Origin of the sequence: Nostoc sp. ChiQUE02 (assembly GCF_034531305.2) — a bacterium.
Lineage (GTDB): Bacteria > Cyanobacteriota > Cyanobacteriia > Cyanobacteriales > Nostocaceae > Nostoc.
On record NZ_JAVRBN020000027.1, the window covers coordinates 88,719 to 95,049 of the forward strand.

4 protein-coding genes are annotated in these 6,331 nt (G+C 41.7%); 2 read left to right on the plus strand and 2 right to left on the minus strand.

The genetic code is table 11. The features are described from left to right. Positions 1 to 14: 14 nt before the first annotated feature. Positions 15 to 1,358: an adenylosuccinate synthase gene (locus RM347_RS24365; RefSeq protein ID WP_322715702.1), complete on the minus strand. Its 1,344-nt coding sequence runs from the start codon at positions 1,356 to 1,358 to the stop codon at positions 15 to 17. A gap of 454 nt (positions 1,359 to 1,812) precedes the next feature. Between RM347_RS24365 and RM347_RS24370 the strand changes: the two genes are divergently transcribed. After that, entirely contained in the window at positions 1,813 to 4,014 is a 2,202-nt protein-coding gene (locus RM347_RS24370; RefSeq protein WP_322715703.1) for a PAS domain S-box protein, read from the plus strand. 351 nt (positions 4,015 to 4,365) lie between these two features. Here the strand turns inward: RM347_RS24370 and RM347_RS24375 are convergent, their stop codons facing one another. Further along, positions 4,366 to 4,686: a hypothetical protein gene (locus tag RM347_RS24375; RefSeq protein ID WP_322715704.1), complete on the minus strand. Its 321-nt coding sequence runs from the start codon at positions 4,684 to 4,686 to the stop codon at positions 4,366 to 4,368. A 367-nt stretch (positions 4,687 to 5,053) separates the two neighbouring features. On the opposite strand from RM347_RS24375, the gene RM347_RS24380 reads away from it, so the two are divergent. Further along, the gene (locus RM347_RS24380) at positions 5,054 to 5,932 is read left to right on the plus strand and encodes a phosphodiester glycosidase family protein (protein ID WP_322715705.1); all 879 of its coding nucleotides are present in this window, start codon (positions 5,054 to 5,056) and stop codon (positions 5,930 to 5,932) included. The last annotated feature ends 399 nt before the right edge of the window (positions 5,933 to 6,331 follow it).

Genomic DNA, 6,331 nt, shown 5'->3' on the forward strand with positions numbered 1-6,331 from the left:
GACTAATGGTCAATTTACGCACTGAGTAGGGTAGCAGGTGTGCCGTCGGCTTGCAATAAAGCACGTTTAGGCCCGTGGATGGGGTCTTCTACGATTATGGTTTGATCGCGGCTTGCTCCGAGTGAGACGATCGCGATCGGGACTTCCATTAATTCAGCGAGGAATTTTAGATAGTCCAGTGCTTGCTGTGGCAAGTCTTCCAGGGTACGGCAGTCAGTTGTTGACACTTTCCATCCTGGTAAGGTTTTGTAGATGGGGCGACATCTAGCAAATTGACGAGAACTTGTGGGGAAGTGTTCGCTGCGTTGGCCATCTATGTCATAGGCGACACAAACTTGGATTTCCTCTAATTCATCGAGGACATCCAGTTTAGTGAGCGCCATACAATCCATGCCGTTAATCCGCACGGCATAGCGCCCGATGACAGCATCAAACCAGCCACAACGCCGTTTGCGTCCGGTGGTTGTGCCAAATTCGGCACCGCGATCGCACAACAATTCTCCCAACTCTCCATCCAATTCGGTGGGAAATGGCCCCTCTCCCACCCGCGTTGTATAGGCTTTCGACACTCCAATTACCCGGTCAATCATTGTCGGCCCTACCCCTGTACCAACGCAAGCTCCTCCCGCCACAGGGTTAGAGGATGTGACATAGGGATAAGTTCCGTGATCTAGGTCAAGGAGCGTACCTTGTGCGCCTTCAAACAAAATATTGCGCCGTCGCTGAATGGCATCGGATATTTTCAACGATGTATCAATAACGTAAGGGCGCAACCGTTCTGCATAACCCAAATACTGTTCAATTACCTCTTGTGGATCTAGAGGTGGCAAGTTGTAAAGCTTTTCTAAAATGACGTTTTTATAATTAATCGTCCACTCTAACTGCTCACGTAGCCCATCGGGGTCCATTAAGTCTAAAACCCGAATGCCTGTACGTTCAGATTTATCAGCATAAGTCGGCCCAATGCCCCGACCTGTTGTGCCGATCTTATGGCTTCCCCGTCGTTCTTCTGATGCCTGGTCAATCAACCGATGATAAGGCATTGTTACGTGGGCTGTCTCAGATATCAGCAGGTGGTCAGTGGAAATATTTAACTCTTTTAGTTGGTCGAGTTCTGCGATCAAAATCTGTGGATCGATGACTGTTCCACAGCCGATAATGCAATCGGTATTTGGATACAAAATACCAGAGGGAATCAAGTGCAGCTTAAAGGTCTGACCTTTAACTACAATCGTGTGTCCAGCATTGACACCCCCTTGGTAACGAACCACAACATCTGCGGAACGGCTGAGTAAGTCAGTTATTTTACCTTTTCCTTCATCGCCCCATTGGGCACCTATGACAATGACGTTAGCCAAGAGCTTATATTAAGAAGTAAAGTTTCCACAAACTATAATTATTAACATATTGCTTTAATCATGTCAAGCTGATTGCAGAATAACTTTAGTTTTCAATACAGGCGGTTTCTAACCGCCGATGTAACATTAAGTTGACATCAATGCCCTGATTTTGTTTTGGATTTATGGATAGTCCGGGGTTAATTACAATTCCAAACATAGAGACCTTGCATTGCAAGGTTTATACAAACATTATGGATAGGCAACTTAATCTTATCCAAACTGCATTGGCTATACTACTGCTCAAAATGAATTTATATTAAAAATTAGCGGATTTATTTGTGACTATTATGTATAAATCATCATCCCAAAAAATCCAGATATTTAAAACTTGAAGAGATTGTATTTTGTTACCCGTGCTGCCACAATCATTAAAATATTCTCAGTATTTGTTTTTAATCTCTAATCTTAACAGATGGAGGGCATCTGCGGCAGAAAGGGCGATCGCATGATCAAAAGATGGTATCGAGTCCAAAAGCTGAAAGCAATATTCATCCTAGCATTGGCAGTTGTGTTTACTAATGCTGTAGTTTCATATAGCAACACTGTAAAGCTGATTCACAACCAGCAATGGGTGACAGACTCATATAAAGTTATTACTCAACTAGAAAGTATCCAATTTGCACTCAAAGATACTGAAACTGCACAACGTAATTACTTAATTACAGCAGATGTAGATGATTTACAAACCTATCTTGCAGCCTATCAAAAAACTAATAGCAATATTCAGATTCTCAGCAAGTTAACTGCTGATAACTATCAAAAGCAGCAGTGGATTTCTTTCCTGGAGCCGAAAATTACCAACAGGCTCAACATCTTGCAACAAGAAATTTACCTCAGACAAAACCAAGGATTTGAAGCAGTTCAGCAGCGAATCTTATCTGATAAAGACAAGCAAATCGGCAAAGAAATCCAACAGCTTATTCACGACTCTTTAGAGCTAGAGCACAATTTATTACAGCAGGGAATGCAGCAGTCGCAGGCAAGTTCCCAAAAGGCGATAGTTACATTTTTTATTGCTGCTATTGTGGATTTGGTGTTGGTGGCGTTGCTGTATGACTTGTTATGGCGTTATATTAGACAACTCCAGCAGACAGAACTGGCCTTACGCCAAAGCGAAAATCGTTTACGAGCGATGATAGATGCAGAACCAGAATGCATCAAGTTAATTGCCAGGGATGGCACCCTTTTAGAAATTAATGCAGAAGGGCTGGCAATGATGGAAGTGGAAAGTGCTGATGTCTTGATTGGTAAACCAGCTGATGCCGTAATTGTGCCAGAGTATAGAGCAGCCTTTGCCGACTTGCATAAAAGTATTTGCCAAGGTAATAAAGGGACTTTGGAGTTTGAAATCGTGGGATTTAAAGGCACTCGCCGCTACATAGAAACTCATGCTGTACCACTACGTAACGAATCTGATGGTACGTTCATTCATTTGGCACTGATGCGAGATATAACCCAGCAAAAACAGGCAGAACAGAAAATCCGCGAACAAGCGGCGCTCCTGGATGTATCAACTGACGCGATTCTGGTGCGAAATATCCACAACCAAATCTTATTTTGGAATCAAGGTGCTGAACGTCTTTACGGCTGGAAGGCTGAGGAAGTTGTGGGTAAGAATGTTTTGCAACTTTTGTATAAAGAGATTTCACCACAGCTAGAAGATGCTTACTTGAAGGTGATAAATACGGGTGAGTGGCGGGGTGAGTTGCATCAACTGACAAGGGAAGGCAAAGTAATTATTGTTGAAAGTCGGTGGACACTGATCCGACATGATAATGGACAAGCCAAATCTATTTTGAGTGTGAACACCGAAATCACACAGCAGAAACAACTAGAAGCTCAACTTCTGCGATCGCAACGTTTGGAGAGTATCGGTACTCTAGCTGGCGGTATCGCCCATGACCTCAACAATATACTATCCCCAATTTTAATGTCAGTTCAACTGTTGCAGAAGAAATTGCCCGATTCGCAGAGTCAGCAAATACTGCAAACTTTAGAAAATAATGTTAAACGCGGCGCTAATTTGCTCAAGCAAGTTTTGTCCTTTGCACGGGGTATTGAAGACAAACAGACAATTGTCCAAATTCAACCTTTGATGGCAGAAATTGAGCAAATTATCCATCAAACATTCCCTAATTCCATTATTTGCCAGATAGATATCCCCAAAAATTTGTGGTATGTCCGTGGAGACACAACTCAACTACATCAGGTGCTGATAAATTTAGTAATTAACGCCCGCGATGCCATGCCCAATGGCGGTATCTTGAGGATTGCGGCGGAAAATGTGGTGATTGGTGAACATTCTGCCCAGATAAATATTGATGCGAAAGTTGGTTCTTATATTGCGATCGTAGTAACGGATACTGGTATGGGGATGTCGTCAGAAGTCCAGCAACGGATTTTTGAACCATTTTTTACCACCAAAGAGGTAGGCAAAGGTACAGGTTTAGGACTTTCCACAACACTGGGTATTATTAAGAATCACGGTGGTTTTGTCAATGTTTATAGTCAGGCAGGCAGAGGTACTCAATTTACAGTGTACTTGCCTGCCTCAACATCTAAAGACACACATTCGCTGCCTCCAGAACTGGAATTAGTTATAGGAGATGGCTAATTGATTTTGTTGATGAAACTATCACAGACAAAAAAATCCTATCAACCAAAACTTTCTGCCCACGTTGGAAATGAGAACAGTCTAACTTAGTCATTTTGAATATTAAAAACCTGCCAACCTCTCGTGAATTGACAGTTTTTATAGGTTCATAGAAATAAAAAATATCAGTTAATATGATATGCCGTTATCACTATTCTCTTGTCTGGACTATATACAGACTCGACTCTTGGGTATTCGTTATGAATCCACCATACTTTTATTCTATTAGACTGTGCAGGTGCGCTACCTGAGATTGAATACCCTGCCTGGGTCATTAAGGTTTCAAAAGTATTTGAGTCGAGAACCGTACAATTAAAAGTTGTTAGTCCCTGTATTTGATGTCTGTTTAGGGTCATAGCTACCCTGGTAAGTCGTAAAAATTCTATATCCTGGTAATACTAAAGCAATTCCAGCATTACTGTGAATTTTACCGGGATATTTATAGGGAATATCATCTGGTACGCTTCCACCAAAGCGAATACTAAAACCAAGTAGCCATATATACAAACCAGGTAACAGTAAATCCATGCTATATGCAATAGCTCTCATTGCCTCATTTTCTTTCAAAGAAGCAGAATTTCTGGCTATAGCGAATTTTTTGGAGATATTTTTTAGGTTTGTAGTTTCTAACATGGTCTTAATTTCAATCCCCAATAGGGATTTAGTAATAATTTTCAAGCGTTTCAATCTTTATGAAGGACAAGGTGTTTTGCAACGCTTGCCTCTTAATTGTAACAAGTGGATTCCATTGAGTAGGGCGTTTGAGAGCATTTTTAGCATCAGCCAAAAATTAGCGCTCGCCCAGTAACAGAAATTTCACAGAGTCAGCGCGAATTAGTTATATGCTTAATTCAGTTTTTCAAACTTCGATTTTTTGCGGTTCATTAGGTAGTAACCAACGTGCAAAACTGTGAAGGTATTTTTCTGCTAATATTTTACAGATGTTGTCAAAGTACTATTAAATCAACTTTGTTTGAGCTAACCCCAAGTGAGTTTAAATGTGAGGAAAATCAAACTACTGGCTTTGATATTAATTAGTTTGGCAATGGCGTTGTGGTTTAATTTGCGTTCCTCAATACCTTCAATACCAACAGTTGCATCTTCACCACCAAAAACTATCCGCTATTTTGAGCGCACCTTGCCCCAAAGCATCGCTCATATCCTGTTAATTCCAGCTAATAGCAGATTTTTGGTAACTCCTGCACTATCAGAGAAGGTAGCCACTGTAGAGGAATTTGCCCAGAAGCATCGAGCCGTAGCCATTATGAACGCAGGCTTTTTTGACCCAGCCAACCAAAAAACTACATCATATATTGTCCGACAAGGGAAGTTGTTAGCCGACCCCAAGGAAAACGAACGGCTGGTGAACAATCCCAACTTAAAACCTTACCTGGGTCAAATACTCAATCGCTCAGAATTCCGCCGCTACCTATGTGGGCAAACTATCAGCTATTCGACTGCCTTACACAGTAAGTCACCACCAGCAGGTTGTCAGTTAATCGATGCTATAGGTGCAGGCCCAAGCCTGTTACCAGAACTCACTTTAGCAAAAGAAGGCTTTGTGGATAATGCTAATAAACGAGATGCACTTGGCAGCAACCAACCCAACGCCAGAACTGCCGTTGGTATCACCCGTGATGGCAGCGTCGTTCTAGTTATGGTGGCTCAAAACCCCTCGGCTCCTGCTAATTCTGGGGTGTCCTTGCCAGCATTAGCTGATTTTATGAAAACACTTGGTGCCGATAAAGCGATGAATCTGGATGGAGGGAGTTCGTCTTCGCTTTATTACAATGGCAAAACCTTTTACGGGAAGGTTGATTTGGAGGGAAATTCTATCAAGCGTCCTGTAAAGTCGGTTTTACTGGTTCAGGAAAACTAGTATTGCACAGTATCATCGCACCTATTGCTCTCTGGACTAGGGTGTTGATTTTGCCGGAAATATTACCACATTTTTTATAGTCTCGTGAGTTTGATAAATTTCTAACTTTTATTTCTAATGCTCTGAGTTTGTTATGTTTTTCCAAGGCTCTTTCTAACTATCTCGACTGTTAAGAAAGAATCGGTTTTTAAAGTCTTGCATTAACTTTCTGAGGGCTACTTGGTTCCTGCATCAGAAGTTACCATCTAAAAACCTTTAGAGTCAACACCCTAGTTGGCATCCTCCCATCGACAGATGGTAAACTGATGTGCTTTTAAGTTGCATATAGGAATCCGATTTGATTTCTGAAAAAATCTAAGTATCTGTAGGGTGTGTTATCGGCGAGAGTACGGCACCAAA